General features: G+C 61.2%; 26 protein-coding genes. 16 read left to right on the top strand and 10 right to left on the bottom strand.

Features of this window, described 5'->3' with window-relative positions; translation table 11 throughout:
- The first annotated feature begins 152 nt into the window (after window positions 1-152).
- The gene (gene dnaK, locus MU848_RS16185; protein WP_247234175.1) at window positions 153-2,051 is read left to right on the top strand and encodes a molecular chaperone DnaK; all 1,899 of its coding nucleotides are present in this window, start codon (window positions 153-155) and stop codon (window positions 2,049-2,051) included.
- 137 nt (window positions 2,052-2,188) lie between these two features.
- On the top strand, window positions 2,189-3,322 hold the full coding sequence (gene dnaJ, locus MU848_RS16180) for a molecular chaperone DnaJ (RefSeq protein ID WP_247234173.1): 1,134 nt from the start codon (window positions 2,189-2,191) through the stop codon (window positions 3,320-3,322).
- Between the two features lie 75 nt (window positions 3,323-3,397).
- Here dnaJ and MU848_RS16175 read toward each other — a convergent pair whose 3' ends face one another.
- From MU848_RS16175 to MU848_RS16165, 3 genes are all read right to left on the bottom strand, one after another.
- The gene (locus tag MU848_RS16175; RefSeq protein ID WP_247234171.1) at window positions 3,398-4,477 is read right to left on the bottom strand and encodes an alpha/beta hydrolase fold domain-containing protein; all 1,080 of its coding nucleotides are present in this window, start codon (window positions 4,475-4,477) and stop codon (window positions 3,398-3,400) included.
- Between the two features lie 103 nt (window positions 4,478-4,580).
- Window positions 4,581-6,383, bottom strand: coding sequence for an acyl-CoA dehydrogenase C-terminal domain-containing protein (locus tag MU848_RS16170; protein WP_247234169.1), 1,803 nt, complete (start codon window positions 6,381-6,383; stop codon window positions 4,581-4,583).
- Between the two features lie 39 nt (window positions 6,384-6,422).
- Window positions 6,423-6,833: a MerR family transcriptional regulator gene (locus MU848_RS16165; RefSeq protein ID WP_097090829.1), complete on the bottom strand. Its 411-nt coding sequence runs from the start codon at window positions 6,831-6,833 to the stop codon at window positions 6,423-6,425.
- A gap of 97 nt (window positions 6,834-6,930) precedes the next feature.
- On the opposite strand from MU848_RS16165, the gene MU848_RS16160 reads away from it, so the two are divergent.
- The 9 genes from MU848_RS16160 (at window position 6,931) to MU848_RS16120 (ending at window position 15,346) form a co-directional block, all read left to right on the top strand.
- On the top strand, window positions 6,931-7,341 hold the full coding sequence (locus MU848_RS16160) for a hypothetical protein (protein ID WP_247234167.1): 411 nt from the start codon (window positions 6,931-6,933) through the stop codon (window positions 7,339-7,341).
- A 111-nt stretch (window positions 7,342-7,452) separates the two neighbouring features.
- The gene (locus MU848_RS16155) at window positions 7,453-9,447 is read left to right on the top strand and encodes a TonB-dependent receptor family protein (protein WP_380801038.1); all 1,995 of its coding nucleotides are present in this window, start codon (window positions 7,453-7,455) and stop codon (window positions 9,445-9,447) included.
- A 65-nt stretch (window positions 9,448-9,512) separates the two neighbouring features.
- On the top strand, window positions 9,513-11,132 hold the full coding sequence (locus MU848_RS16150; protein ID WP_247234163.1) for an NAD(P)/FAD-dependent oxidoreductase: 1,620 nt from the start codon (window positions 9,513-9,515) through the stop codon (window positions 11,130-11,132).
- 297 nt (window positions 11,133-11,429) lie between these two features.
- Window positions 11,430-11,921: an energy transducer TonB family protein gene (locus tag MU848_RS16145; RefSeq protein WP_247234161.1), complete on the top strand. Its 492-nt coding sequence runs from the start codon at window positions 11,430-11,432 to the stop codon at window positions 11,919-11,921.
- 94 nt (window positions 11,922-12,015) lie between these two features.
- Window positions 12,016-12,297 (top strand): DUF6894 family protein, encoded by a 282-nt coding sequence (locus MU848_RS16140; RefSeq protein ID WP_247234159.1) that lies wholly within the window; start codon window positions 12,016-12,018, stop codon window positions 12,295-12,297.
- Window positions 12,269-12,985: a Crp/Fnr family transcriptional regulator gene (locus MU848_RS16135; RefSeq protein ID WP_247234157.1), complete on the top strand. Its 717-nt coding sequence runs from the start codon at window positions 12,269-12,271 to the stop codon at window positions 12,983-12,985. Before MU848_RS16140 ends, MU848_RS16135 begins: the two co-directional genes overlap by 29 nt.
- A gap of 84 nt (window positions 12,986-13,069) precedes the next feature.
- Window positions 13,070-14,692 (top strand): GAF domain-containing sensor histidine kinase, encoded by a 1,623-nt coding sequence (locus MU848_RS16130; RefSeq protein WP_247234155.1) that lies wholly within the window; start codon window positions 13,070-13,072, stop codon window positions 14,690-14,692.
- Between the two features lie 13 nt (window positions 14,693-14,705).
- A complete protein-coding gene (locus tag MU848_RS16125; RefSeq protein WP_247234153.1) occupies window positions 14,706-15,074 on the top strand; it encodes a response regulator in 369 nt (122 codons plus the stop codon).
- Complete coding sequence (locus MU848_RS16120) at window positions 15,071-15,346, top strand: Hpt domain-containing protein (RefSeq protein ID WP_247234151.1); 276 nt, start codon at window positions 15,071-15,073, stop codon at window positions 15,344-15,346. The genes MU848_RS16125 and MU848_RS16120 overlap by 4 nt, the downstream gene beginning before the upstream one ends.
- 102 nt (window positions 15,347-15,448) lie before the next feature.
- On the opposite strand, the gene rplL is transcribed toward MU848_RS16120, so the two are convergent.
- From rplL to MU848_RS16105, 3 genes are all read right to left on the bottom strand, one after another.
- Entirely contained in the window at window positions 15,449-15,829 is a 381-nt protein-coding gene (rplL, locus tag MU848_RS16115) for a 50S ribosomal protein L7/L12 (protein ID WP_097090838.1), read from the bottom strand.
- Window positions 15,830-15,910: 81 nt separating this feature from the next.
- On the bottom strand, window positions 15,911-16,426 hold the full coding sequence (rplJ, locus tag MU848_RS16110; RefSeq protein ID WP_247234149.1) for a 50S ribosomal protein L10: 516 nt from the start codon (window positions 16,424-16,426) through the stop codon (window positions 15,911-15,913).
- A 601-nt stretch (window positions 16,427-17,027) separates the two neighbouring features.
- Window positions 17,028-19,133, bottom strand: coding sequence for a RelA/SpoT family protein (locus MU848_RS16105; protein WP_097090840.1), 2,106 nt, complete (start codon window positions 19,131-19,133; stop codon window positions 17,028-17,030).
- Window positions 19,134-19,244: 111 nt separating this feature from the next.
- Here MU848_RS16105 and MU848_RS16100 point away from each other — a divergent pair, with 111 nt between their 5' ends.
- The 3 genes from MU848_RS16100 to MU848_RS16090 are packed head-to-tail and all read left to right on the top strand — an operon-like array spanning window position 19,245 to window position 21,677.
- Window positions 19,245-19,727: a winged helix-turn-helix transcriptional regulator gene (locus tag MU848_RS16100; protein WP_097090841.1), complete on the top strand. Its 483-nt coding sequence runs from the start codon at window positions 19,245-19,247 to the stop codon at window positions 19,725-19,727.
- Between the two features lie 46 nt (window positions 19,728-19,773).
- A complete protein-coding gene (locus tag MU848_RS16095; protein WP_097090842.1) occupies window positions 19,774-20,880 on the top strand; it encodes a sensor histidine kinase in 1,107 nt (368 codons plus the stop codon).
- On the top strand, window positions 20,877-21,677 hold the full coding sequence (locus tag MU848_RS16090; protein WP_097090843.1) for a LytR/AlgR family response regulator transcription factor: 801 nt from the start codon (window positions 20,877-20,879) through the stop codon (window positions 21,675-21,677). The genes MU848_RS16095 and MU848_RS16090 overlap by 4 nt, the downstream gene beginning before the upstream one ends.
- A gap of 7 nt (window positions 21,678-21,684) precedes the next feature.
- Here the strand turns inward: MU848_RS16090 and MU848_RS16085 are convergent, their stop codons facing one another.
- Entirely contained in the window at window positions 21,685-22,101 is a 417-nt protein-coding gene (locus MU848_RS16085) for a GtrA family protein (protein WP_247234147.1), read from the bottom strand.
- Between the two features lie 45 nt (window positions 22,102-22,146).
- On the opposite strand from MU848_RS16085, the gene MU848_RS16080 reads away from it, so the two are divergent.
- Window positions 22,147-24,048 (top strand): hypothetical protein, encoded by a 1,902-nt coding sequence (locus MU848_RS16080; RefSeq protein WP_247234145.1) that lies wholly within the window; start codon window positions 22,147-22,149, stop codon window positions 24,046-24,048.
- Here the strand turns inward: MU848_RS16080 and MU848_RS16075 are convergent.
- Together MU848_RS16075 and MU848_RS16070 are read right to left on the bottom strand one after the other, a co-directional pair.
- A complete protein-coding gene (locus tag MU848_RS16075; protein WP_247234143.1) occupies window positions 24,010-24,468 on the bottom strand; it encodes a nucleoside deaminase in 459 nt (152 codons plus the stop codon). The two genes, MU848_RS16080 and MU848_RS16075, sit on opposite strands and share 39 nt — an antisense overlap.
- Window positions 24,469-24,508: 40 nt before the next feature.
- Window positions 24,509-24,730: a hypothetical protein gene (locus MU848_RS16070; protein WP_097090847.1), complete on the bottom strand. Its 222-nt coding sequence runs from the start codon at window positions 24,728-24,730 to the stop codon at window positions 24,509-24,511.
- 156 nt (window positions 24,731-24,886) lie between these two features.
- Between MU848_RS16070 and rpmB the strand changes: the two genes are divergently transcribed.
- Entirely contained in the window at window positions 24,887-25,180 is a 294-nt protein-coding gene (gene rpmB / locus MU848_RS16065; RefSeq protein WP_097090848.1) for a 50S ribosomal protein L28, read from the top strand.
- A 259-nt stretch (window positions 25,181-25,439) separates the two neighbouring features.
- Here rpmB and MU848_RS16060 read toward each other — a convergent pair whose 3' ends face one another.
- The gene (locus tag MU848_RS16060; protein WP_247234141.1) at window positions 25,440-26,441 is read right to left on the bottom strand and encodes an esterase-like activity of phytase family protein; all 1,002 of its coding nucleotides are present in this window, start codon (window positions 26,439-26,441) and stop codon (window positions 25,440-25,442) included.
- Window positions 26,442-26,651: the final 210 nt, after the last annotated feature.

Below are 26,651 nucleotides of genomic sequence, written 5' to 3'. Positions count from 1 at the left end.
CGTTTCCGGTCGGTTGTTACGGTAATCGTCCGCGCTTCTTGTGCCAAGGAAGATCGCGCCTATATCCCATCCGCAAACGGCCTTGCCTTGGCGCTTTCGTGAGGTATGGGGCCGTCAACCGCTGATGTGATTTGGGGTTTGAAGAGGACAAGATGGGAAAAGTAATCGGCATTGACCTTGGCACCACCAACAGCTGCGTGGCAGTGATGGACGGCGGCAAGCCCAAGGTGATCGAAAATGCGGAAGGCGCGCGCACCACGCCGTCGATCGTGGCCTTCACCAAGGATGGCGAGCGCCTGATCGGCCAGCCCGCCAAGCGTCAGGCCGTCACCAATCCTGACAATACGATTTTCGCGGTGAAGCGCCTGATCGGCCGCCGCTTCGACGATCCGACCACCAAGAAGGACATGGAGCTTGTCCCCTATCACATCGTGAAGGGCGGCAATGGCGACGCATGGGTCCAGGCGGGCGGCAAGGATTATTCGCCTTCGCAGATTTCCGCCTTCACGCTTCAGAAGATGAAGGAAACCGCCGAAAGCTATCTCGGCGAAACGGTTACGCAGGCGGTCATCACCGTCCCGGCCTATTTCAACGATGCCCAGCGTCAGGCGACCAAGGACGCCGGCCAGATCGCGGGCCTCGAAGTGCTGCGCATCATCAACGAGCCTACGGCGGCGGCGCTCGCCTATGGCCTTGAGAAGCAGGACGGCAAGACGATCGCGGTCTATGACCTTGGCGGCGGCACCTTCGACATCTCGATCCTCGAAATCGGCGATGGCGTGTTCGAAGTGAAGTCCACCAACGGCGACACCTTCCTGGGTGGCGAAGATTTCGACGCCAAGCTGGTCGAATATCTGGCCGAAGGCTTCAAGAAGGATGAGGGCATCGACCTCACCAAGGACAAGCTGGCGCTCCAGCGTCTGAAGGAAGCGGCTGAAAAGGCGAAGATCGAACTGTCCTCGGCTCAGTCGACCGAAGTCAACCTGCCCTTCATCACCGCTGACCAGAATGGCCCCAAGCATCTGGTGAAGAACATCACCCGCGCCGATCTGGAGCGTCTGGTGACTGACCTCATCAAGCGCACCATGGAGCCCTGCAAGAAGGCGATGGCGGACGCTGGCATCTCCGCCAGCGAAATCAGCGAAGTCGTCCTCGTCGGCGGCATGACCCGCATGCCCAAGGTGCGCGAGGCCGTGAAGGAGTTCTTTGGCAAGGAACCGCACACCGGCGTCAACCCGGACGAAGTCGTCGCCATGGGCGCGGCGATCCAGGCGGGCGTGCTTCAGGGCGACGTCAAGGACGTGCTGCTGCTCGACGTCACTCCGCTCTCCCTCGGCATCGAGACGCTGGGCGGCGTGTTCACCCGCATGATCGACCGCAACACGACGATCCCCGCCAAGAAGAGCCAGGTTTATTCGACCGCTGACGACAATCAGCAGGCGGTGACGATCCGTGTGTTCCAGGGCGAACGTGAAATGGCGGCGGACAACAAGCTGCTCGGCCAGTTCGACCTGGTCGGCATCCCGCCCGCGCCGCGTGGCGTGCCGCAGATCGAAGTCACCTTCGACATCGACGCCAACGGCCTCGTCAACGTCCATGCCAAGGACAAGGGTACGGGCAAGGAACAGCAGATCCGCATCCAGGCTTCGGGCGGCCTCAGCGACGCCGACATCGATCAGATGGTCAAGGATGCCGAACGCTTCGCCGAAGAGGACAAGAAGCGGCGTGAAGGCGCAGAGGCGAAGAACAACGCCGAAAGCCTGATCCACACCACCGAACAGCAGCTCAATGAGCATGGCGACAAGGTGGAGCCAAGCCTCAGGTCCGAAATCGAAACCGCGATCGCGGCGACGAAGTCGGCTGTCGAGGGTGGCGACGCTGAAGCGATGAAGGCCAAGGCGCAGGAACTCGCCCAGGTCGCGATGAAGCTTGGCCAGGCGATCTATGAAAAGGAGCAGGCCCAGGCTGCGTCTCCGGACGCCGAAGCGCCCAAGGCTGATGACGATGTCGTCGACGCTGAATTTTCGGAAGTCGACGACAACAAGGCGTAACAGACCCCCTCCCTCTCCCCTTCAGGGGAGAGGGCCGGGGAGAGGGGGTTAGAAGAGGTGGCGATGGCAACAGGATATCTAACGTTCCCCATTGCCCCTCTCCCAACCCTCTCCCCTGAAGGGGAGAGGGCTTTTTAATGAGTACCGAAGTGGATTATTACGAACTGCTCGAAGTCGAGCGCACAGCTGATGGGAACGCGATAAAGAGCGCCTATCGCAAGCTCGCGATGAAATATCATCCGGATCGCACTGGCGGGTGCACCGACAGCGAGGCCAAGTTCAAGGCGGTCTCCGAAGCCTATGAATGTCTGAAAGACCCGCAGAAGCGCGCCGCTTACGACCGTTATGGCCATGCGGCCTACACCAACGCCCAGAATGGCGGCGGTGGCGGCTTCAACGGACGCGGCGCGGGCGGCTTTTCCGATCTCGGCGATATATTCGAAACGATCTTCGGCCAGAGCGGCTTTGGTGGTGCAGGCCGCCAGACGCAACGGCGCGGCGCGGACTTGCGCTATGACATGGAGATCACGCTCGACGAAGCCTATCATGGCAAGAAGACCGAGATCGAGATCGAAGTCTCCGCCCCTTGCGAAAGCTGCGATGGATCGGGCGCGCAGCCCGGCACCGGCGTCAAGACCTGCGGCACGTGCGGCGGTCATGGCCAGGTGCGGGCGCAGCAGGGCTTCTTCGTGGTCGAGCGCACCTGTCCCGGCTGTCATGGCGCGGGCCAGGTCATCGAAAGCCCCTGCCGCACCTGTCGCGGCGAAGGCCGTGTCGACAAGCCCAAGACGCTGTCCGTCAACATCCCGGCGGGCGTCGATGAAGGCACCCGCATCCGCCTGTCCGGCGAAGGCGAGGCGGGCGCGCGCGGCGCTCCTGCTGGCGACCTCTACATCTTCCTGCATGTGAAGCGGCATTCCCTGTTCGAACGGGACGGCACGACCCTTTTCTGCCGCGCGCCCGTCAGCTTCACCACAGCGGCCCTTGGCGGCTGCATCGAAGTACCCGGCCTCGACGGCCAGCGGCATGAGATCAAGATCCCGAGCGGCATTCAATCCGGCAAGCAGATCCGCCAGCGTGGCGCGGGCATGCCGGTGCTGAACGGGCGGGGGCAGGGCGATCTCGTCATCCAGGTCGATGTCGAAACGCCCACTCGCCTGACCGCCAAGCAGAAGGAATTGCTGGAAGCCTTCCGGGAAACCGAAACCGGCGAGGAATGTCCGCAGTCCACCGGCTTCTTCAGCAAGCTCAAGGAGCTGTGGGGCGAATAAGGCGCTTCGCTGCTGCCAACGCATGAAGCCGGGTGCGGAAAGGCCGTCCCCGGCTTTCCTTTTGTCGAAGGGTGATTATCTCCGCAGGTTCTTCTGGAAAAAGTCCGTCATCACATCCAGCGCCTCCTGCGCCTCGGGCAGATTTTGGTTGGCGAAGAAACAATGGTCCAGCCCGTCCCAGACATGCAGGTCGGCCTTTACCTTCGCCTTGATCAATTCGCGATGGGTGTTGACCGCAGCGCTGACTTCGCCCGCGCGCGTTGAGGTCACCAATAAGGTGGCCGGGAAATAGCGCAGCGTATCGCTCGACATGATCGGCGACATGAGCGGGTCGAGCAGGTCGTGATTGCCATAATAGAAACGCTCGTCGAGCGTTGCGGGCGTGGTCAGTCCCTGCATCGGCTTGAACGTGTACCAGCTGTCGCCAGCCCATCGCGCATCCGCCGACGCGCAGAATATCCCCGCCGCGCCGGGCGCGGGCAGCTTCACATGCTGAAACCAGGCGATCGCCTGGGCCGTCAGCAAGCCACCGGCCGAACTGCCGAAAATGCCGATCTGCGAAGCCTTGCGCGTCTTGAGCAATTCCCGATAGACCGCCGCCACATCTTCGCTCGCCGCCGGGAAGACAGCCTCGGGCGCTTGCCGGTAGTCGATCGTCAGAACCTCAAATCCGGTCCGGCCCGCCAAGGGGATGGATTCCTGCAATCCGCCTGCCGCAGCGTTCGCCACGATGAATCCGCCGCCGGGAAGGTTGATCAGGATGTTGCCATTCTTGTTCCGGCCGCTCCGCTTGTCAGGCGTGATCAGATAGCCGTGGACGCCGCCAACCGTGACCTCGCGATAGTTGACCCGATATTCCTCTGCCAGCTTGCGGACCATCGAAGCCCCGCCGCGCGTCATCATCTCCCGGGTCGCGGGAACGCGCTTCTTTTCGATCAGCTGGGTCAGCATGTCGTTGGCATCCAGCGGACGCCGTGGAAGCGCCTTCTTCGCCTCCTCGCTCAGATAGACGGACGGGGGAAGGCGAAATGCGGGGACGTTCACCGTCCCATCAGTTTCGATCGGGTTCGGCTTGGCAGGCGGCGTCTGGGTGAAACCGGTCCCCTGTACAGCGCACAGCGCCAGCAGCCCCGCGAGCTTCTTTACATGACGCATCGCCATCTCCCCCGCCGACATATAATAGAACTGTACCGTACATTATATGTCGGGAAAGCGTTTTCTCGCTACTTCATTCTTTAAATCAATTTCAGCTTCACCCTCAAGCCGCCAGGAACATGTCCGGATCGATCGCCATCAAGCTTTCCGCCCCGCCCTCGATCTTGCGCCGCAACGCCCCGGCATCCGGCATGACACGTTCCGCAAAAAACCGCGCCGTCACCAGCTTCGCTTCCAGATAGCGCGCATCGCCTTCGCCCGCCTCCAGCAACTCAGCCGCCGCCTTCGCCATGCGCAGCCACATCAGGCCGGTCGAGACAATCCCCAATATGTGCATGTAATGCACCGCGCCAGCCCCGGCATTGTCGGGGTTCTGCATCGCGTTCTGCATCAGCCACATGGTCGCCGCGCCTAGCTGCCCGCTCGCTTTCTCCAGCGCTTCCGCCACGCCCGCCAGCCGCGCATTGCCTTTCGCTTCAGCTACCTCGTCAGCGACCATCTTCAGGAAAGCCTGCAACGCCCTGCCGCCGTTCATGGGCAGCTTGCGGCCGACAAGATCCATCGCCTGAACGCCGTTAGTGCCCTCGTAAATCTGGGCTATGCGAGCGTCGCGCACATATTGTTCGGCGCCATTCTCCCAGATGTAGCCGTGACCGCCGAAAACCTGCTGGCACATGACCGCAACGTCAAAGCCCTTGTCGGTGCCATAGCCTTTCAGCACGGGGGTCAACAGCTGGACCAGATCGTCAGCGGCCTGCCGCTCCTCATCCGTTGCGGCATGATGCGCCAGATCGACCTGAAGCGCACCCCAGAGCATCAGCGCGCGCAGTCCCTCCGTCAGTGCCTTGGCTTCCATCAGCATACGGCGCACGTCGGGATGGACGAAGAGAGTGTCGGCTTTCTCATCCTTGTCCTGCGGCCCGGTAAGCGCGCGGCCCTGCCGCCGGTCGCGAGCATAATGGACCGCGTTCTGGAAAGCGACCTCGGCCTGTCCCAGCCCCTGCATGCCGACCCACATCCGCGCGGCGTTCATCATGATGAACATGGCGGCAAGGCCCTTATTCTCCTCGCCCACGATCCAGCCTTTCGCTCCGTCATAATTCATGACGCAGGTCGCGTTGCCGTGGATGCCCATCTTATGTTCCAGTGACCCGCAGGAGACCGCATTACGCTCACCCAGCGAGCCGTCATCATTCACCAGAACCTTGGGAACGACGAAGAGCGAAATGCCCTTGCTGCCTTCCGGCGCATCGGGTGTCTTGGCGAGGACCAGGTGGATGATATTCTCCGTGAGGTCCTGCTCGCCCGATGAAATGAAGATTTTCGTGCCGGTGATCGAATAGCTGCCGTCATCTTGGCTCACCGCCTTGGTCTTGATCAGGCCCAGATCCGTGCCCGCATGCGGCTCGGTCAGGTTCATCGTGCCAGTCCATTTGCCCGACACCATGTTAGGGATATATTTCTGCTTCTGTTCTTCGCTGCCTTTCGCGAGCAATGCGGAGACAGCCCCGCTCGTCAGGCCGTGATACATTTCGAAACTGTGATTGGCCGAAAGCACATATTCCCCGACCGCGGATGCGACGACGTTGGGCAAGCCTTGTCCGCCATATTCCACAGGCGCATGCAGCGTGGTCCAGCCGCCCTCGACATAGGTGTCGAACGCCTCCTTGAAGCCGGAAGGCGTGGTCACGCTGCCATCGGGATGGCGGACGCAGCCTTCCTTGTCGCCGACCGCGTTGAGCGGGAAGAGCACCTCCTCCGCTATCTTGCCGCCTTCCGCCAGAATCGCGTCGACAAGATCCGGCGTCGCGCTCTCAAAGCCCGGCAGGTTTGCGTAGCGTTCAAGCCCTACCACATGGTCGAGGACGAAACGGGTTTCGCGGATGGGGGCTGAATAGCTGGGCATGATCTTCTCCGATGTTTCTTTTCTTGGCAGGGCGAAGTGTCACGGTCTGTCGAGAGCGGTTACGAAGTCCGACAGTTCCGCGATTGCGGCGTCGATATCGCTTTTCTGGCGGGTGAGCAGTTCGATACGCGCTTTGCACTTGGCAACTGTGACCCGCCGCTGCTCCTCATGTTCTTCATCCGCGTCGTAAAGGTCGATCATCTCGCGAATGTCGGCCAGGCTGAAGCCGACCCTCTTGCCGCGGAGGATCCAGGCGAGGCGGGCGCGGTCGCGGCGGGAATAGATGCGCGCCAAACCTTGGCGCTCGGGTGCGATCAGTCCTTCATCCTCATAGAAGCGGAGCGCGCGCGCGGTGACGCCGAACTCCTCGGACAGGTCGGTTATCGTGTAGCTTTGCCGTTCCTTGTGATCGGGCAGCTCAATGCCCGCGATGCTGCTGCGCTGGTCCATGGCGCCTTAGCTAGGAGAGCTTTACGTTAACGTCAAGTGTGATCTGGAACGATTTGGCCTGATGACAGGGTGGGCTGGGGGAGCTAAGCGGCTTCCGATGATGGGGGCGATCAGACGATCAGAACTTGCGCGGGGCCTTTTGGCTGCGTTGGGGCTGCTTGTCCTCGCGATCCAGCTCGTCACGCCTGCCGGTTTCATGCCGGTACGGACCTCGCACGGCGTGATGGTGACGCTCTGCACCGGTCAGGGCGCCGTCCGCGTCATGGTGGATCGCGAAGAGGCGCCCGGCAAGGTGCATCATTCGCCCGATGAGGGCGGCCCCATTCAGCAGCATTGCGCTTTCGCCGCATCAGTGCAGCCGATGGTGCCGCCTTTGCTATTGGCCGATCTGCCCCTGCCAGCCTGGCAGACGGTTTTCGGGCCCATTGCCTTCGCCCTCAAAACAGGGCTGATCGCCAGGCTTGCGGCGCCCCCGCCTCCATCATCCGGTCCCCCTCAATCCTCCTGACAATGCCGCTTATGCCGCGCTGAGCGCGGCACGATTTTTCATGAGGATGAATTCATGTCTGCACCTACCGCTTTGCGCAGCGTTTCGCTGTGCGCACTTGCCTGTTCTCTGATGTCCGTACCCGCCCTGGCTGATGAGGCGGGCGATCAAGGCCGCATCGTTGTTACGGCTGCCTCGACCCCTGAGGATGCCGCCGCCAATATCAGCCGTACCGCTGGCGGCGCCGATATCGTCACTGCCAAGGATTTCGAGGACAAGCTGGCCGTATCGCTGCGCGATGCGCTTGCCTTTTCGGCTGGCGTCTACACGCAGCCCCGCTTCGGGCAGGAGGTTCGGATTTCGATCCGCGGCTCTGGCCTTTCGCGAGGCTTCCATATGCGCGGCTTGACCCTGTTGCAGGATGGCATTCCCATCAACATGGCCGATGACAATGGGGACTTTCAGGAACTGGACCCGCAGGTTTTCCAGCATCTGGAGGTGTATCGCGGCGGCAATGCTCTGCGGCTTGGTGGATCGACGCTGGGCGGCGCGATCAACGCAGTGACGCCGACCGGGCGGACAGCGTCTGGGGCTGAACTGCGCGTCGATGGCGGTTCTTTTGATACGCTCCGGGCCAAGGCCGCCTATGGCTATGCGGATGACCGTGGAGATGCCTGGGTAGCAATTACCGCCGACCGGTCCGATGGTGACCGCGCTCATGGCGAGAGGCGTGCGTTGCGCTTCAACGGCAATGTCGGGATAAAGCTCAGCGAGCGTGTGGAAACCCGCTTCTACGTCAGCGCACAGTCGATAAGGCAAAAATTGTCGGGCGCATTGAACGAAATGGATGCTCTGAACGACCCGGCGCGCGGTAATTTCGCAGGGGATCAGGCGAGGAACATCGATTCGATCCGCTTTCAAAATCGGACCACGGTGCAGCTGGACGGCGGACAATTTGCATTTGGCGCCTATTTCAACGCCAAGGCGCTGGATCATCCCATCTACCAGGTGGTGGATCAGAAATCCGAAGACCGCGGGCTGTTCGCGAGCCTGGAACTGGCGGGCGACATACGAGGGCTTCCGGTTGGAATCACGCTCGGCACGCAGGCGCGCTTTGGTCATGGCGACTTCCGGCAGTTTGTGAACATCAATGGTAAGGCAGGTGTTCCCACCTCCATCCAGAAGGCGCGTGCTCGGACGATTAACAGCTATGCGGAAGCGAGGATAGCGCCCGTTCGAGGACTATGGCTGATCGCAGGCGGCGTCTACACGCATGGCGAACGGCGACTTGACAACCGCCTTGCCCCTGCACGTAGCGGGGAGGCGAAGTTTGATGGTTTCGCTCCAAAATTCGGGCTGTTGTTTGAACCATCTCAAGCGATGCAGTTCTACGCCAATTATAGCCGGTCGGTGGAACTCCCGGGCTTCATCGAATTGGGGCAAACAGCGGTCGGCTCTGGCGGATTGGCATTGCCTGGCTTCACGCCGCTTGACGCGCAACGGGCCTGGACGGCGGAAATCGGTACGCGCGGCAGCTTGGGTCCGGCGCGGTGGGATCTAAGCATCTACCGTGCGGACCTGAAGGGCGAATTGCTTCAATATAATGTTCAGCCAGGGGTTATCCCGGCTGCCACCTTCAACGCGGGCCGGACGCTGCATCAGGGTGTGGAGGTAGCGCTAGAGTTGAAGATCTCACCTTGGACGGCGTTGCGGCAGGTTTATCAATATAGCGATTTCCGATTCCGGGGCGACGCGCAGTTTGGCAACAATTGCCTCCCCGTCGTGCCGCGCCATTTCTATCGGGCCGAACTGAGGTTGGGGACGGATCGCGCCAGCGTCGCTCCGGCCGTCGAATGGGTCCCACAGGGCGCCTGGGTAGATTATGCCAACAGCAAGCGGGTCGATGGCTATGCCACGTTCAACCTCGGGGCGCAGGCGCAACTGACGAAAGCTGTCAGTTTCTTCATCGACGCCCGCAACCTGACGGGCAAGCGAGCGATCGGCGACATAGGAGCGCTCGTCAACTACAAGCGGGACAATCCGCTGACCCCGGCGAACGAAGCCAGTGCCGCCTTCTACCCCATTGAGCGACGTGCGATCTATGCCGGGCTGCGCGCGCGTCTCTGAAAAGGTGTCGGCCTATCCTCATGAGGGGGTGGAGCGGGGCGGCAAATGCGGCTAGAGGCGGCGCCATGTTGCGCCTCTCCGGCCTTAAGCTGCCCCTCGACCATCCGGCCGACGCGATGCTCGCCGCCATTTGTGCGCGGCTGGGGATAGAGGCATCGGAGCTTTTGCGTCACATGATCGTGCGCCGGGGCAATGACGCCCGGCGCAAGAATGCGATCCAGCTGGTCTATACCGTCGATGTCACGCTCGCCGATGAGGCGGAGGTGCTTGAGCGGCTCGCCCATGATCATGACGTGCGCCGACGGCCGGATACGGATTATCGTTTCGTCGCCCATGCGCCGCAAGGATGGTCGGGCAAGAGGCCGGTCGTGGTCGGTGCAGGCCCCTGCGGTCTCTTTGCCGGATTGATCCTGGCGCAGATGGGTTTCCGGCCCATCATCCTCGACCGCGGCAAGGTGGTGCGTGAGAGGACCAAGGATACCTGGGGTTTGTGGCGACGGGCCGAGCTGAACCCTGACAGCAACGTGCAATTCGGTGAAGGCGGCGCGGGCACCTTTTCTGACGGCAAACTCTACTGCCGGGTGAAGGACCCCCGGTTTCTCGGCCGCAAGGTGCTGGAAGAGTTTGTGGCGGCTGGCGCGCCTGAAGATATTCTGACTGAAGCGCATCCGCATATCGGGACATTTCGACTGGTCTCGATGGTCGAAAACATGCGCCGCCAGATTGAGGAGTTGGGCGGCGAGTATCGCTGGCAGCATAAGGTCGATGACCTGGAACTGGAGCGGCGATCCGACGGGACGCAGCGGCTGCGCGGGTTGCATCTATCCGACGGCAGCTTCATCGAGGCCGACCATGTTGTGCTTGCGGTAGGGCACAGCGCCCGTCCGACATTCGAAATGCTGCACCGACGCGGCGTGCATATCGAAGCGAAGCCATTTTCCATCGGCGTGCGGATCGAACATCCGCAAAGCTGGATTGATCGCGCGCGTTACGGCAATTGCGCGGGCCATCCGCTGTTGGGCGCGGCGGCCTATAGCTTGGCGCACCATTGCGAGAATGGCCGCACCGTCTACAGCTTTTGCATGTGCCCCGGCGGCCGCGTAGTTGCGGCAACATCCGAAGAAGGCCGCGTGGTCACCAATGGCATGAGCCAGTATAGCCGGGCCGAGTTCAATGCCAACTCCGGTTTAGTCGTCGGTATCGATCCCGCACGTGACTACCCCGGTAGTCCGCTGGCTGGTATCGATCTTCAGCGGCATTGGGAAAGCCAAGCGTTCATTGCGGGCGGCTCTTCGTACTGGGCGCCGGGACAGAAGGTGGGTGACTTCCTCGCGCGGCGGCCATCCACGGCGCTGGGGGAAGTTGTTCCTTCCTACAAGCCGGGCGTGAAGATGACGGACTTGTCATCCTGCCTCCCCGATTTCGTGACAGAGGCCTTTCGTGAGGCCTTGCCTATCTTTGGCCGACAGATCGCCAATTACGACCATCCCGACGCCGTTATGACAGGGGTGGAAACACGCACTTCCTCCCCAATCCGAGTTACGCGGGGGAAAGATCTTCAAAGCTTGAACGTCGCTGGACTCTACCCTGCGGGTGAAGGCGCTGGCTATGCGGGTGGGATATTGTCCGCTGCGATTGATGGCATCAAGGTCGGCGAAGCCATCGGGTTGGCAATCACCAATTAAATGCGCCCTTCAAAGTGATTCGCCATAGCCTTGCCGTAGGGGAAATCGCGAAAATCCAACCCTTATGCTGGCTTAGGCGCAGGTTTTCGTATCCGGACATAGATGCAGCAGTTAAGTTCGAATATGACGCGAACATGAAGGTCGTATGAAATAATCATAGGCCCATGACATCGCTGGCGTTAATTTATTACCCTACCGATCGGCCTTGCCATATAAGGCTGTTGCTGCTCTCGGCCGGTATGACGCTGCCGCAGTGGCTTTTCAGTAAAAATCGATAGATAAACAGAGGAGGCCTCTATGTATGCCAAGCCTGTAATGGCGGCGCTTTGCGTCTGCCTGGCTATGCCGATTGCCGCCGATGCGAAACAGGGTGGGCAACTCACCGTCGTTGCACCCGACAAGAGCGCGATAAGCTATGAAAAGTGGACGGACCGCACAGCGTCGAGATTGTCTCGGAGCATCCGTCAAGCAACATCTCTTTATCGGGATGCAGCATCGACCGGTTACTCCCGTGTCCAGTTTCGCCTTGGAGAACAGGGGCGGCCGGAAAATATCTCTCTAGCAGGCTCTTCCACATCGCGGAATGTCGATCGCATATCGATGCGGGCTATCCGCTCGATGGGATCGCTTTATCCTTTACCCCAGGAAGTGCGGCCAGGATCAAAGTTTGAAGCCTGGGTCATCGTCGCCAATGACGCGCGGGAAAGGGATACGATGCTGAACAGCCTGCGCGCCGAACATTTGGCTGACGCTTCAGGCGAGCGTCCAATTCTTCTGGCAGCGCGTTGATTGAAGAGGAGGTGGCGTCCGGAAGTGACGGCGCTCCTGCAACACTTCTCGAGTGATCCGTGAAACTTACCGGTGAGGGCGGCGTTCCCCTGCCATGCGCCGCCTTCACTTTGATCTTCACAATGGCACCGGCTTCACCAGCGACAAGGAGGGCCGCGAACTAGCTGATGAAGAGGATGCCCGTGATGTGGCTATAAGGAGTATCCGCTCCATCCTGAGCGAAGAAGTGCTGAGGGGCATGGTCGATCTTACCGGCTGGATCGATATAAGGAACGAAGCTGGTATAGAAATCGGGCGAGTGACCTTCAGCGAGGCCGTGTGTCTCCGGCTCGACCCAGGAGACCGCGATGATAGCGGCGCATCTCGCCAAACTTAGGTTCCGCCATCCGCTCTCCAGTGAGGAAGAGGCGGCGATCCGGGCCATCGTCCCACCAGGCAAGAGAGTGGCGCGCAACAGCACCATCGTTCACGAAGGGGAGCTTTTGGAAGCCAGCACCTTGCTCCTAGAAGGTGTCATGTGCCGCTTCAAGGACCTCGCCGACGGCAAGCGGCAGATCACGCAAATCCATATCGCCGGCGATTTTGTCGACCTGCACGGCTTTACATTGAAGCGCCTTGAACATGATGTGATGACGCTGACGGACTGTGCCGTGGCCCTGGTGCCTCATGAGCATATCCGCCAACTGATCGAACAATGGCCGCGATTGGGGCGATTATATTGGTTCAGCACCAATCTGGACGCCTCCATGAATCGCGAATGGGAACTGTCATTGGGACAAAGGTCCGCAGCTGGAAGGCTGGCGGCGCTGTTTTGCGAACTGCAGGTCCGGCTGCAGGTCGTTGGTCTTGAAAGTGCCCGCTTCAATCTCGGGATGAGCCAATCGCAACTCGCCGATAGCCTGGGTATGACGCCCGTTCATGTGAATCGCACGCTGCGTCATTTGCGGGAGCAGCGGCTTTTGAACTATCAGCGGGGGGAAGCGCAGATTGTGGATCTTGAGGGCTTGAAGTCCCTCGCCAGCTTTGACGAACGCTATCTGTACCTTGATCCTGACCCGCTATGATCCTGAATGGTTCAGGAAGTAGTTGATTTCACGCCAGATAAGGTGTGGACTTATGTGATGACGACATGTCGGATGTGAGGACAGATGTCAGGGACGCAAGAGCGCCAACAGCATTCTGGCACGGTAAAACCCCCTATCCCGGCGGATGAGGCTGACCGGCTGCAAGCGCTGGAGCATTATCGGCTGGGGGGCATCGGCCGGGAACAGCCCTTCGATCATATCACCCAGTTCGCCGCCGACCTGTTCGACGCGCCCATGTCGCTGGTGTCGATCGTGGGATCGGACGCGCAATGTTTTCGCGGCGCATGCGGGATTGATGAAACCCATACGCCGCGTGACGTTGCCTTCTGCGCCTTCGCGATCTTGCAGCCTGAGGTGATGGTAGTCCCGGATGCCGCAAAGGACCCCAGATTTCGCAGCAATCCGTTAGTTACCGGCGCGCCGCACATCCGCTTCTATGCGGGTGCGCCGTTGCGGGTGGCCAACGGGCAGCCGATCGGGACGCTCTGCATCATCGATCACGAGCCCCGCGATTTTGGGGAGCAGGAGCAAAAGCGCCTTGCGCAACTTGCGCGGACGGTGGTCGATCTCATCGAGTTCAGGGTGGAGGGTTTTGCGGCGGAGGAGCATCGGCGTAAGCTCGACGACGAACGCCAGTTGCTCAAGCTGACGGTCGAAAACGTCAGCGGTGGCGTCGCGGTGGTCGATCGGGATTTACGCTTGATGCTTTGGAATCAGGCTTTCGTCGATCTCTTCGATTATGCTCCCGATAGTGTCACGGGCGGCCGGGATGCGCGTGATCTCATCCGGCTCACGGCGCAGCGTGGCGAATTGGGTCCTGGCGATCCGGATCAGATCGTTACGGGCTTTGTGGAGTCCATCCGCACAAGCGATAGTCGGCGTCTGGAAATTCAGCGCCGGAACGGCCGTATCCTCGACATAAGGCGCGAATCGATCCGCGGCGGGCGCTTCATCATGACCGCACGGGATGTAACCCAGGAACGGCAGATCAGCCGGTTGAAGGACGAACTGGTATCGACGGTCAGTCATGAACTGCGCACGCCATTGACAGCTATCTCGGGGGCCTTGGGACTGATGGCGGGCGGGGCTGCGGGAGAGCTGCCCGACCGGGCCAAGCAACTGGTTGCGATCGGCAGCAAGAACGCCGAGCGGTTGATCCATCTGGTCAACGACCTGCTGGACATGGACAAGCTTCAATCAGGCAAACTGGTTTTCCATTTCGAGGGGCGGGAACTGGGCCTGCTGCTGACGGAAGCGATTGAGCAGATCGAACCCTATGCGGAGCGTTTCGGCGTCAGGCTCGCTTTCGAAAGGCCAACTGACGCCGTGGTGGCGAAGGTTGACAGCAACCGTCTGTGCCAAGTCATGACCAATCTCTTGTCGAACGCCTGCAAATTCTCGCCCTCCGGCGGCACGGTCCGCGTTTCGCTGCAGCGTGCGGGCGATAGTGCGCACATCAGCGTGGCTGATGAAGGGCCGGGTATTTCGCCGGAGTTCCGGGCCAGACTGTTCAAGCGTTTTGAACAGGAGGACGGCGCCCATCAACAAGGTCATGCAGGCACCGGCCTGGGTCTGGCGATCAGCAAGGCCATAGTAGAGGCGCATGGCGGCAGTATCACGCTCGACCCGGAGACGGAAAAGGGCGCGACCTTCCGTGTAGAACTGCCTGCCGTCACCGCGAGCTGAAGGAGAGGCCGGGTTGATCCGCATCCTGTATGTCGATGACGAAGCTGACTTGCGGGAAATAGCCGTCATGTCGCTTGAACTGGACCCGGAAATTGAGGTGCGCACGGCGGCGTCTGGCGCTGAAGCATTGGAACAGGCGAAGCAATGGCAGCCTGCGCTCATCCTTCTTGACGTGATGATGCCGGGCATGGATGGGCCGACGACCTTGGCGGCGTTGAGCGCCGATCCGGACACCAGCGAAATCCCCGCCGCATTCATAACGGCGAAGACGCATCCGCGGCATGTGACGGACTTGAAGGCGCTTGGTGCGCGTGCGGTATTGGCCAAGCCGTTCGATCCGATGAGTCTTGCTGGGAATGTGCGGACATTGCTTCAGCCATGAGCGGCATGGAACGGCAGATGCAGGAGATGCGGCAGCGTTTTCAGCAGCGGGCAGCGTCCGATCGCGCGGCGATCGAGGCGGCGTTGGCGGCGGGCGATTGCCCCCGGCTTCTGCAACTCGCGCATGGGTTGGCGGGGGTTGCCGGGATATTTGGTTATGGAGAGATCAGCAGCAGTGCGTCCGCGCTGGAAGAAGCGGTGGATGCAGATGCTGAAGATGAGAAGGTCAGGCTGTTGACTCAGGCGTTGATCGGGGCCCTGGACCGCGCCTGACGGGGAGTTGCTAGGCGCTCACGAAAAGGGCGGCATCCGAAGATACCGCCCCTTGTTCCAGCTGAGCTGGATCGGTGCCCCGCGCGAGGCGGAGCGATCCGATTACTTGAGTTCGACAGTCGCGCCGGCTTCTTCCAGCTGCTTCTTGAGCTTTTCGGCTTCTTCCTTGCCGACGCCTTCCTTGACAGCCTTCGGCGCGCCTTCGACCAGCGCCTTGGCTTCGGTCAGGCCCAGGCCGGTGATAGCGCGGACTTCCTTGATGACGTTGATCTTCTTGCCACCGTCGCCGGTCAGAACGACGTCGAATTCGTCCTTGGCTTCTTCAGCAGGCGCGCCACCAGCGGCGCCACCGGCAGGAGCAGCAACTGCAACAGCAGCAGCAGCCGAAACGCCCCACTTTTCTTCCAGGGCCTTCGAAAGCTCAGCGGCTTCGAGAACGGTCAGGGCCGACAGCTGATCGACCAGAGCATTGATATCTGCCATGTTAATTTCCCTTCTGGGCGGGGGATGAACCCCGCAAAATCAAGAGTTGAAAACGTGTATTGACGGTCGAGACGACGGCGATCAGGCCGCGTCCTTCTCCGCATAGGCGTTGAAGACCCGCGCGAGCTGGGCAGCCGGCGCCTGGGTGACGGTTGCGAGCTTGGTAGCAGGGGCGACCAGAAGGCCGACCAGCTTCGCACGCAGTTCATCCAGCGACGGCATCGAGGCGAGCGCTTTCACGCCCTCCGCGTTCAGCAGCACTTCGCCCATCGCGCCGCCAACGATCTCAAGACGATCGTTGGTCTTGGCGAATTCGACTGCAACCTTGGCGGCTGCAACCGGATCGGCCGAGGAGGCGAGGCCGACAGAGCCGGTCAGCAGGTCGCTGATGCCGGTATAGTCGGTGCCTTCAAGGGCGATCTTGGCGAGGCGATTCTTCGTAACCTTGTAGGTGCCACCGGCTTCGCGCATCTTCTGACGCAATTGGGTCGACTGAGCGACCGTCATGCCGAGGTTGCGGGTCACGACGACCACGCCAACTTCTGCCAGATGTGCGTTCAGCGCGGAAACGACCTCAGCTTTCTGATTACGATCCATGCCATTCTCCACTTCATGTCCACTGGCGAACCAGCGAACGGCTAAAACCCGCGACGGATCGCGGGGCACTAAAGTCCGAAGGGGAGAGATCGACTGGCCCGCATCCTCATGGGAGAACAGGCAGACCCGGACAGGCAGAGCCCGGCCGGTAGAGAACTTTTCCCCGTCTAGGCTGGAGATTAAGAAGGGCAAATTCCCTTCACCAACTGTCTCGGACGGAAGACTCCCGAAGGAGCCTGCTGCGCGGGCCTCTACAAAATAGGACGCCTTGTGTCACGCGGATTCTGACGCAGGCCGGGCAAATGGCGGAAAACCGCCGTTTCTGCACCGAAGTTCACACCATATGCGCGCGCGTGCGCGAGCGCGCGTAGGCGTGGTGGGAAGCGGTTCGACGTTTTCAAAGACCGCTGGGAGATAGGCAGGTTGGGGCTGTGTAGGACAGCGGGAATGGGAGGGTGTGGAGCGAAATAGGATGGTTTTTCGCAGATTGTGATTTTCGGGATACAGGTTCGGATTTGCGCGAGCATATTCTGAAGGATCGAGGTTGCGCTGGCCCACCCCCCAGCCCCCTCCCGCCTGCGGGAGGGGGAGGTCACGCCGCTTATACGCGGTCCGCCTGCACCACTATGTCGAGGGCCCGGAGTGCCGAGAGGATGCGGTTCAGGTGCTGGGCGTCGTTGACTTCCAGGTCGATGATGTCGGTGTGGAACGGCCCTTCGCGGTTCACCAGCTGAAGGTTCAGGATGTTCGCCTTGGTCGCGCCGAACACGTTCGCGACGGCGGCGAGGGCGCCGGGCTGGTTCTTGACGATAACCTGCAGGCGCGCGGTGCCGCCCTTGGACCTGCTGTCCCAGCTGAGATCAACCCAATCGTCATCCTGCCCGGCTTCGAGCGAACGGCAGTCGATAGTGTGCACTTCGATCGGTTCGCCCGTGCGGCGGACGCCGACGATGCGGTCGCCCGGCACGGGGTGGCAGCAATCGCCCAGATTATAGGCGATGCCGGGCGTGAGGCCACGGATCGAGACGGGGGCGTGTTGGCGCGGATGGGCTTCTTCGACGCCTTCGACGCTGGTGGAGCCGGGGACGAGCGCCTCCATCACCTCTGAGTCCAGCAGGCGGTGCGTGGCGATGGCGACCATCAAAGAGGCACGGTCCTCCAGCTTCAAGCGCTTCAACGCAGCCTTCAGCGCCTTGTCGCCCAGTTCGCTGGCCAGTTCGGGGGAGAAGCGGCCGATGATTTCCTCATAGAGCTTCTCACCCAGCGCCACTTCCTCGCCACGCTGCTTTTGGCGGATATAGCGGCGAATGGCGGCGCGCGCCTTGCCGGTAATGGCGAATGTCAGCCAGCCCGGTTGCGGTTCCTGCCCCTCGGATTTGAGGATTTCGACCTGGTCGCCATTTTCAAGGCTGGTGCGCAGCGGGACCACGCGGCCGTTGACCTTCGCGCCCACCGTCTGGTTACCGAGGGAGGTGTGCACCGCATAGGCGAAGTCGACCGGGGTGGAACCCTTGGGCAGCTGGTGCAGCTCGCCCTTGGGAGAGAAGGCGAATATCCGATCCTGGTACATCGCCATGCGGGTATGTTCGAGCAGTTCGTCCGCATCCTGGCTCTGTTCCAGAATTTCGACGAGGTCACGCAGCCATGCCGCATGATGATCGGCCGCGTCGCCCTTCTGCTTGTAGGCCCAGTGCGCCGCGAGGCCGAGTTCGGCGTCGTTGTGCATGTCGCGGCTGCGAATCTGCACCTCGATGCGCGCATTGTCCTGGTGGATGACGGTGGTGTGCAGCGACCGGTAGCCGTTGCGCTTGGGCGTGGAGATGTAATCCTTGAACCGGCCGGGGACCATTTTGTAGGTCTGGTGGATAAAGCCGAGCGCCCGGTAGCAGTCTTCCGTCGTGTCGGTGATCACGCGGAACGCCATGACGTCGGTCAGCTGTTCGAAGCTGATGTGTCGTTCCTGCATCTTCTTCCAGATGGAATAGGGGTGCTTTTCGCGGCCGGACACGGTGACGGACAGATTCTTGCCACCGAGCAGCAGTTGCAATTCCGCGCCGATACGGTCGACCTTGCCGTGGCCGCCTTCTTTCAGCTGTTCGAGGCGCTTGGTGATGCTGTCATAGGCCTCCGGTTCCAGCTCGCGGAAAGCGAGCAGCTGCATCTCGCGCATGAAATCATACATGCCGATCCGCTCGGCCAGCGGGGCATAGATGTCCATCGTTTCGCGGGCGATGCGGCGGCGCTTCTGCTCATTCTTGATGAAATGCAGCGTGCGCATATTGTGCAGCCGATCGGCGAGCTTGACCAGCAACACACGGATGTCGTCCGACATGGCGAGCAGGAACTTGCGGAGATTTTCCGCCGCCCGCTCATTTTCCGACATCGCCTCGATCTTCGACAGCTTCGTGACGCCGTCGACCATCCTGGCGACATCCTTGCCGAACGCGCTTTCGATCTCGTCATAGGTGACGAGCGTATCCTCGATCGTATCGTGCAGCAGCGCCGTCACGATCGTCTGATCGTCCAGGCTGAAGTCGGTCAGGATGCCTGCGACTTCAATGGGATGACTGAAATAGGGGTCGCCGCTGGCGCGCTTCTGGGACCCGTGTTTCTGGACGGAAAAGACATAGGCGCGGTTGATCATCGCTTCGTCCGCATCCGGATCGTAGCGCTTCACCCGCTCAACAAGTTCATATTGACGCAGCATCGTATTGCCGATTGTCCGGGAAGCATCTTGCTGTGCAACAAAAAAATCCCATCTTGGGGCAAATGGCTGCACTTTTGCATGGGCCGTGGCTTTGAGCTATCTAGGCGGACGATGAAGCATAATCTGGCGCAGGATCTGGAACAGTGCGCGCTGCCGAGCGCACTGGAGGCGATGGGTGAGCGCTGGTCGTTTCTCATCCTCCGCGGCGCCTTATCGGGCATCCGGCATTTCGAAGATTTCCAGTCATCGCTTGGCATAGCCCGCAACATCCTGGCGAACAGGCTTTCGCGCCTGGTTGAAAACGGGATCATGTTGCGCCAGCCGATGCAGTGCGATCGGCGGAAAATCGAATATCGGCTGACCGAGAAAGGGCAGGAGCTGGCCCCCGTCATGATCGCGCTGCGCCAATGGGGCGAGAAATGGGGATGCGGTCCGCTGTCCTGCCAGGTGCTGGCCGACAAGCGGGACGGCCAACCGATCCGCCGGGTGACCATACAGGCGCATGACGGCCGCCCGCTTGAGTTGAGGGACCTTGTCTGGCTTTGCCCTGACGAAGTCACGCCGATGGATCAGGAAGCTGCTACCGCGGCGTGATGCGGGTGGCTTCACCCTGGGCCTGAATTCGCCTAGGCTGGCGGCGATGTCTGTCCAACGTATTCAGCCTCAGCCCTTTTTCGCTGACAAGAACCGCGCCTTCTGGAATCTGCAATCGGTCGGGTGGGCCGGGGCCTTCCTGCTGCGTGGGTCGTCTACCATCGCGAATGGGCAGCCGCTTTCCAGCCTGATCCCGGTGATGATATCGACGGTGTCCGGCTATTCGGTAACGCTGCTCATCGCGGTCATCTTCCGCTTTTTGCAAAGGCAGCGGCCGATCATCACCTGGGGCGCTTCGATCGTGACGGTGGTGCTGGCCGCCGGTCTGGTCGCCTTCATCGACGCATGGGTATTTTCGACCCAGAACCGAGGGAGCGATACGGCTGGCGTGCAGCTGTTCCTGGGCGCTTTCTATCTCAGCATCACATTGCTCGGTGCCTGGTCGGCGCTGTATTACGCCATCAATTTCTATCTGCAGGTGGAGGAGCAGGCGGACCAGCTGCTGCTTCTGGAAAATCAGGCATCAAGCGCGCAACTGGCGATGCTTCGCTACCAGCTCAATCCGCATTTCCTGTTCAATACGCTGAACAGCATTTCGACCCTTGTGCTGCTCAAGCAGACCGATCGGGCAAATGCGATGCTGTCGCGCCTGTCGTCCTTCCTGCGCTACACGCTGATCAACGAGCCGACCGCGCAGGTGACGATCGAGCAGGAGGTAGAGACGCTCAAACTCTATCTTGAAATCGAGAAGATGCGGTTCGAGGACCGGTTGCGGCCGGTCTTCAACATCGACCCGGCGGTGGCGCAGTCGCGATTGCCGTCCCTGCTGCTGCAGCCGCTGGTCGAAAATGCCATCAAATATGCCGTCACACCCAAGGAAGAGGGAGCAGAAATCGCCATTACGGCGCAGCCTGCCGGTGAAAACGTCCGGATCGTCGTGTCCGATACGGGTCCGGGATTGAACGAAGGGTTCACGCGGCCGAACACTCCCATGAGCGAAGGGACAGGCGTTGGCCTGGCGAATATCCGCGACCGCCTGATCCAGGCGTTCGGGGAACGACAGAGCTTTGAAACGCGTTCCACGCCAGGCGGCTTTTCGGTCCATATCGAAATGCCGCTTAATCTGGATGAACCATCGAAAGTGGCCGCATGACCATTAGAACAATCCTCGTCGATGACGAAAGCCTGGCTATCCAAGGCCTCAAGCTCCGTCTGGAAGCGCATGAGGATGTCGAAATCGTAGAAACCTGCTCGAATGGCCGTGAAGCCATCCGCGCTATCAAGACGCATAAACCCGACCTTGTGTTCCTCGACATTCAGATGCCCGGATTTGACGGCTTTTCCGTTGTCCAGGGCCTGATGGAAGTCGAACCGCCGCTGTTCATCTTCTGCACCGCCTATAGCGATCACGCGATTCGGGCTTTTGAGGCGCAGGCTGTCGATTATCTGATGAAGCCGGTCGATGAAGGCCGCCTGGCCGACGCGCTCGACCGGGTGCGCCAGCGCCTTTCCGAAAAGAAGCAGGTGCAGGAAGCGGAGAAGCTGCGCGAAGTGCTGGCGGAGGTCGCGCCCGATGCGATGAACGAATTCAACGCCGATGAAGAGGCACCCTCGTCGAACCGTTTCGAAAAGCTCATCAACATCAAGGACCGGGGGCAGATCTTCCGGGTCGATGTGGATTCGATCGAGCGGATCGATGCCGCGGGCGACTATATGTGCATCTACACGGCGGATAATTCCCTCATCCTGCGCGAGACGATGAAGGACTTGGAAAAGCGGCTCGACCCGCGCAATTTCCAGCGGGTGCACCGATCGACCATCGTTAACTTAAGCCAGGTGCGGCAGGTGAAGCCGCACACCAATGGCGAATGCTTCCTGGTGCTGGAATCGGGCGCTCAGGTGAAGGTCAGCCGGTCCTACAGGGACGTGGTCGCTCGCTTCGTCCATTAAGGGGACGCTAACGGAATACCCACTGACGATTGAGGCCGAACACCACGGCTGGCGTTACGAACAGCATGGCCGGGATGGGCGACCATTCCGGCCATTGCATTTGGGTGACGCACAGGAAGACCCAGAGAGCGTTCAGCGCGTAGCTCAGCAGTGACACGGCCACGAACTTGACGCCGCGTGCGGCGTGGTTTCCATCGCTGCCCTGATCGCGGAAGGTGAAGAGGCTGTGCGTGACATAGCCGATCATCACCGCCGCGACATAGCCCGTGACATTGGCAAGCTGCGGGTGCCACCCCGCGAGGGCGGCGAGCGTCCAGTAGATCACCGCCTGGCAGGCTGTGATGAAGAGGCCGCTCAGCCCATAGCGCACGATCTGCCAGAACAGGGCCTGCCGCTCTGGCGTCAGGCGTGACAGCAATTTCATGAAGGCCCCGTTGCGATTTGATGCGAACGCTCTAATCCACCGGCCATGAACTTGCAAAGCGGCTTCACCGTGCGGGAAAGAATCCGGCGCGCCCTGGTCTGGATATCTGCCTGGGCGCAGGTGCACTGGAAATGGCTGACCTTCCTGATGTGGGTCGCGGCCGTCAGCTGGCTGCTCTATTCGCGCTGGCCAGCCATCCACTGGCTGACGCTCAATGATACCGACGACAATATGCGGTATTTGCAGGTCAAGGACTGGCTGGCGGGACAGGGCTGGTATGATCTGAGGCAATATCGTCTGGACCCGCCCGCCGGGTTCAACATCCACTGGTCCAGGCTGGTCGATCTGCCCCTCGCGGCGTTGATGCTGCTGTTCCGGGCGTTTCTGGAGCAGGGGCTGGCCGACCGGCTTGCCTGCGCCATCGCGCCGACGCTTCCCTTGTTGCCGCTCATGCTAGGACTGGGCTTCATCGCTCGTCGCCTGGCGGGAGGCAATGGCTGGATATTGGCGGTGCTGGCGCCGTTCGCAGCGCAGATGGGCATAGCCATGTTCCTGCCGATGCGGGTCGATCACCATGGCTGGCAACTGGCGCTGACGGTGCTGATGCTGGCGGGGCTTGTCGACCGCAACTGGCTGCGCGGCGGCGTCGTCGCGGGCGTGAGCAGCGCGCTTTCCATCACCATCGGCATGGAGATGATCGTCTATCTGGCGGCAGGCGGCGCGCTGATCGCGCTACGCTGGGTGTTCAAGGAAGGCGCGGCGAGGCGGATGCTGCCTTATGCGCTCAGCCTTGCCGGTTCGATTTCGGTGCTGTTCCTGCTCTTCGCCAGCTACGCGAACCGGCAGATGGTGTGTGACGCTATCTCGCCCATTTGGGTGGCGATATTCGGAGCCGTGGGCGCGGGGATGACGCTGCTGGCGGTGCTGCCGCTTCGAAGCTGGCAGGCGAGATTGGGCGCTGGCGTGGTGGTTGGCGCGGCCGTCGCCGCCTTTGCATGGCTCAACTGGCCGCAGTGCCTGACGGGCGCCTATCAGATTTCGCCGGAGCTGGAGCGGCTGTGGCTCGCCAATATTAGGGAGGCGAAGCCGATCACGGTTCAGGCGCGCAGCCTGATCGTGCCGCTCATGGCCATTCCGGTTGCGGGATTGTTCGGCCTGATCTGGGCGCTGTGGGAGTCGCGGCGTGATAGCGACCGGCTATGGGCCTGGGCCACCGTCGGGCTGATGATGTTGTTTTCAACCGCCCTGCTTTTCTGGCAGTTGCGGGCGGGGCCTGCCGCGCAGCTGCTCGCCATTCCGGCGGCGGCATGGGCGGCGCATCGTGTTCTTCAGATCATATTTTCCGGCAGGCCCGTTGCCCGCGCGTTCGGCATCGCCGGAGCCGCGCTGCTGGGCGTAGCCGCGTTCGCGACGCCGCTTTACCCGCAGATCAATCAATTATGGGCGGGCGTGACCGGCGAAAAGCCTAAGGTCCAGCGTCCGGCGGCGAAGAGCCGATTGCAGTCGATCAACAAGGCCAATGGGCGTTGCCGGTCGCTGCCAGCGCTGGAGGTGCTGAACCAGCTTCCGGCCGCCACCATATTCACTATGGTCGATCTGGGGCCGCGCCTGATCGCCACGACGCATCACAGCGCCGTTGCAGGGCCCTATCACCGGAACGGAGCAGTGATCCTGGACCTGCATCATGCCTTCGATGGCACCGCAGAGGCATTCCGGCCGATCGCTGCGCGGCATCATGCCACCTATCTGCTGATCTGTCCTGGGTTTCCGGAAGGAACAGTCTACCAGTCCCGCAGCCCGCGCGGCTTCTATGCGGGGTTGATACGCGGCGAGGTTCCCGGTTGGCTCAAACCCGTGACGCTCAAGAGCGGCTTTGCCTTGCCCTACACCCTTTATCGCATCGATTACTCAACGGCGGGCAGCGAAAAAGTCGCGCAGCAGCGTTGACGCCTCCGCTTCCCCGAGCCCGCCATAAACTTCGGGGCGGTGGAGGCATTGGGGTTGGGTGAAAAGCCTTGGGCCCTGTTCGATCGCGCCGCCTTTGGGGTCGGCAGCGCCATAATAGAGGCGGGCGATGCGCGCGTGGGATATCGCCCCCGCGCACATCGGGCAGGGTTCGAGCGTTACCCAAAGGTCGCAGCCGGTTAGGCGGAAATCGCCCAGCCGCTCCGCCGCGGCGCGCAGGGCAACTATTTCGGCATGGGCCGTGGGATCACGGTCGCGGCGGTTGCGGTTTTCCCCTTCGCCAAGGATATGCCCGTCGAGCGTGACGACCGCGCCGATCGGCACTTCGCCCGCCAACTCCGCAGCGCGCGCCAATTCAAGCGCGCGGCGCATCGGTCCGGGAAGGGGGAAGGGCGGTGCCATCGGCACGCCCTTACAGCATCCTCGTCCGTTCGAGAAATGGTCAGGGCTTCTTTACGTCCACTGTCGGCACCTCGACCGTTTCATTGCGCGTGCCCACTTCGACCTTGGCAACGTCGGCCTGGAATTTGGGGAGCTGACCGCCCTCGACGGCGATCCTGGGAAGGCTGCCTTCCTGGGTCTTTTGCAGATCGACAAAGCCGGTCGCGATGCCGGCGGCCAGCACCAGCAGAACAATCAGCAACAAGCCACCAATGAGTCGCATTGCGCCCTCCTTTCGTCTATCGGCTGCAAACGTCCGAGTGGCGGAAAGGGTTGCGCAAGCGGTCCGATCTCACCGGCTTGGCGGGTTGACGGCCATCCGGAATCCCGCTACTGGCGCCGCTTTCCGAACGAACATGAACTACAAGGTTGATTGACTATGTCGCGCATTTGCGAGCTGACCGGCAAGGGCCGCCAGGTGGGTCACAATGTTTCCCACGCCAATAACAAGACCAAGCGCGTGTTCCTGCCCAACCTGCAGAATGTGTCGCTGATTTCCGAAACGCTGGAAACCACCGTCAAGCTGCGCGTGTCGACCCATGGTCTGCGTTCGGTCGAACATAATGGCGGCCTGGACAACTGGCTGCTGAAGACCAGCGATGAAAAGCTGTCGCTGAAGGCGCGCCGCCTGAAGCGCGACATCGTCAAGAAGCAGGCTGCCGCAGCCGCCTGATTCGGTTCGATTCGTTTCGGCTTTAAGAAGCGGCCTGGCAACGGGCCGCTTTTTTGCGTCCACGAGGAATGAGCGAGGTGTCGTTCGGTTTAGGACGTCGTATTTCAGTCGGCATAGTTTCGAAAACCGTACGCCCTGAGCTTGTCGAAGGGTTCTACTGTTCTCCAGAAAGAAAAAACCCCTTCGACGGGCTCAGGGCAGGCTTCGACAAGCTCAGCCCGAACGGGTGTAGCGGGCGGAGCAAAGCTGCGCTTACGGCTCACGAAGAGCCGGGCGCTCCACGCAGGGCGAATTTCAGGAGCAAGGTACGCTGGAAGAATTCATGATTATCGTCTGACGCGATCCAGACGATCGTTTGTCCGTGCTCCCGCGTTACCGCCAGCCCTTCAAAATTGTCCGCCAACAGCGGCGGCGCGAGCCGGGCCAAGGTGCGAGCGATCAGCCGGTCGCCCGGCTTTGGGCGGTCGGGCAGCTCGATCAGGGCGAGCGTCGCCGTGAACAGGTCGCGCAATGTGACGCGGCGGTTCAAAACCAGAATGTGACGATCATCGAGAGCAACGGCATCCGTGGGGCGATAGCCGCGCGGGGCGACGTAGCGGAGGCGTGTGGGCCGTGGGGTGCTCTCTTCGGCGGGGTCGGCAGCAAAAAGCAGGCTGTCATGGCTGCCATCCGCCATCATCCCCATTTCCGCGATCACAAGGAAGCGGCCGTCCGGAAGACGCGCCATGGATTCGATCGACCCTGTTTCGGGCCACGCTTCGATTTCAGGCCAGGTGCGGCACGCCTCTACCCGCGAAAATCCCGGTGCATAGCGGCAGATGCGCTGGAGCATCTCGAAGCCGACCCAATATCTGCTGGTGACAGCGTCGTAGGCGATCGCCTCTGAATCCCACGCCCACCAAGGCTGGTCCTTATCCTGCGGGCGGACAGGCAGCGGCGCGATGAAAGAATGTCTGTTTTTGGGATTGGGCGTGAGAGCGAAACCCATGAGCGTGCCGGAATCGCTGAGCGCCAGCACCTGATCCTGTTCGTCGACTAGGAGCGAGGATATGCCGCCGAAGCCATGATGCGGGCTGCTCAGCTGCCAGCCTCCCAGATAGTCGAGCGCCCCTGCGCTCCTGTCCGCGGGATCTGCCGAGTTCAGGGACAGGGGACGGACCGTGACGAGCAGCGGGCCCGCTTTGAGCAGTTCAGGCTTGTTCTTGTGGGGCGCTGGCAAAAGCAGGATCGCGAGCAACAGGACGATCAGGATACGGCGCATCGCCTCGCCATAGGCAATCCATCGCACTCCACCAACGGCTGATTGCTCCCCTTGGCGACAGCCGAGCGCTTTTGGTGTAAGGTCGCCGGTCGGGACCGAGGCTTGGTGCGCCCGCATCACAGTGGAAGCGGATATTTTTTCTGAACGGCGGCTGACACGCCCATTCAGGCTCGGCTCAATGCGAATCGGTCAAAAGGGGTGCAATCGAAG

It is taken from the genome of Sphingobium agri, from assembly GCF_023051225.1.
In the GTDB taxonomy this organism is placed as follows: domain Bacteria; phylum Pseudomonadota; class Alphaproteobacteria; order Sphingomonadales; family Sphingomonadaceae; genus Sphingobium; species Sphingobium agri.
The sequence above is the reverse complement of the archived record's forward strand: the minus strand, read 5'-3'. Positions and strand labels throughout refer to the sequence as shown.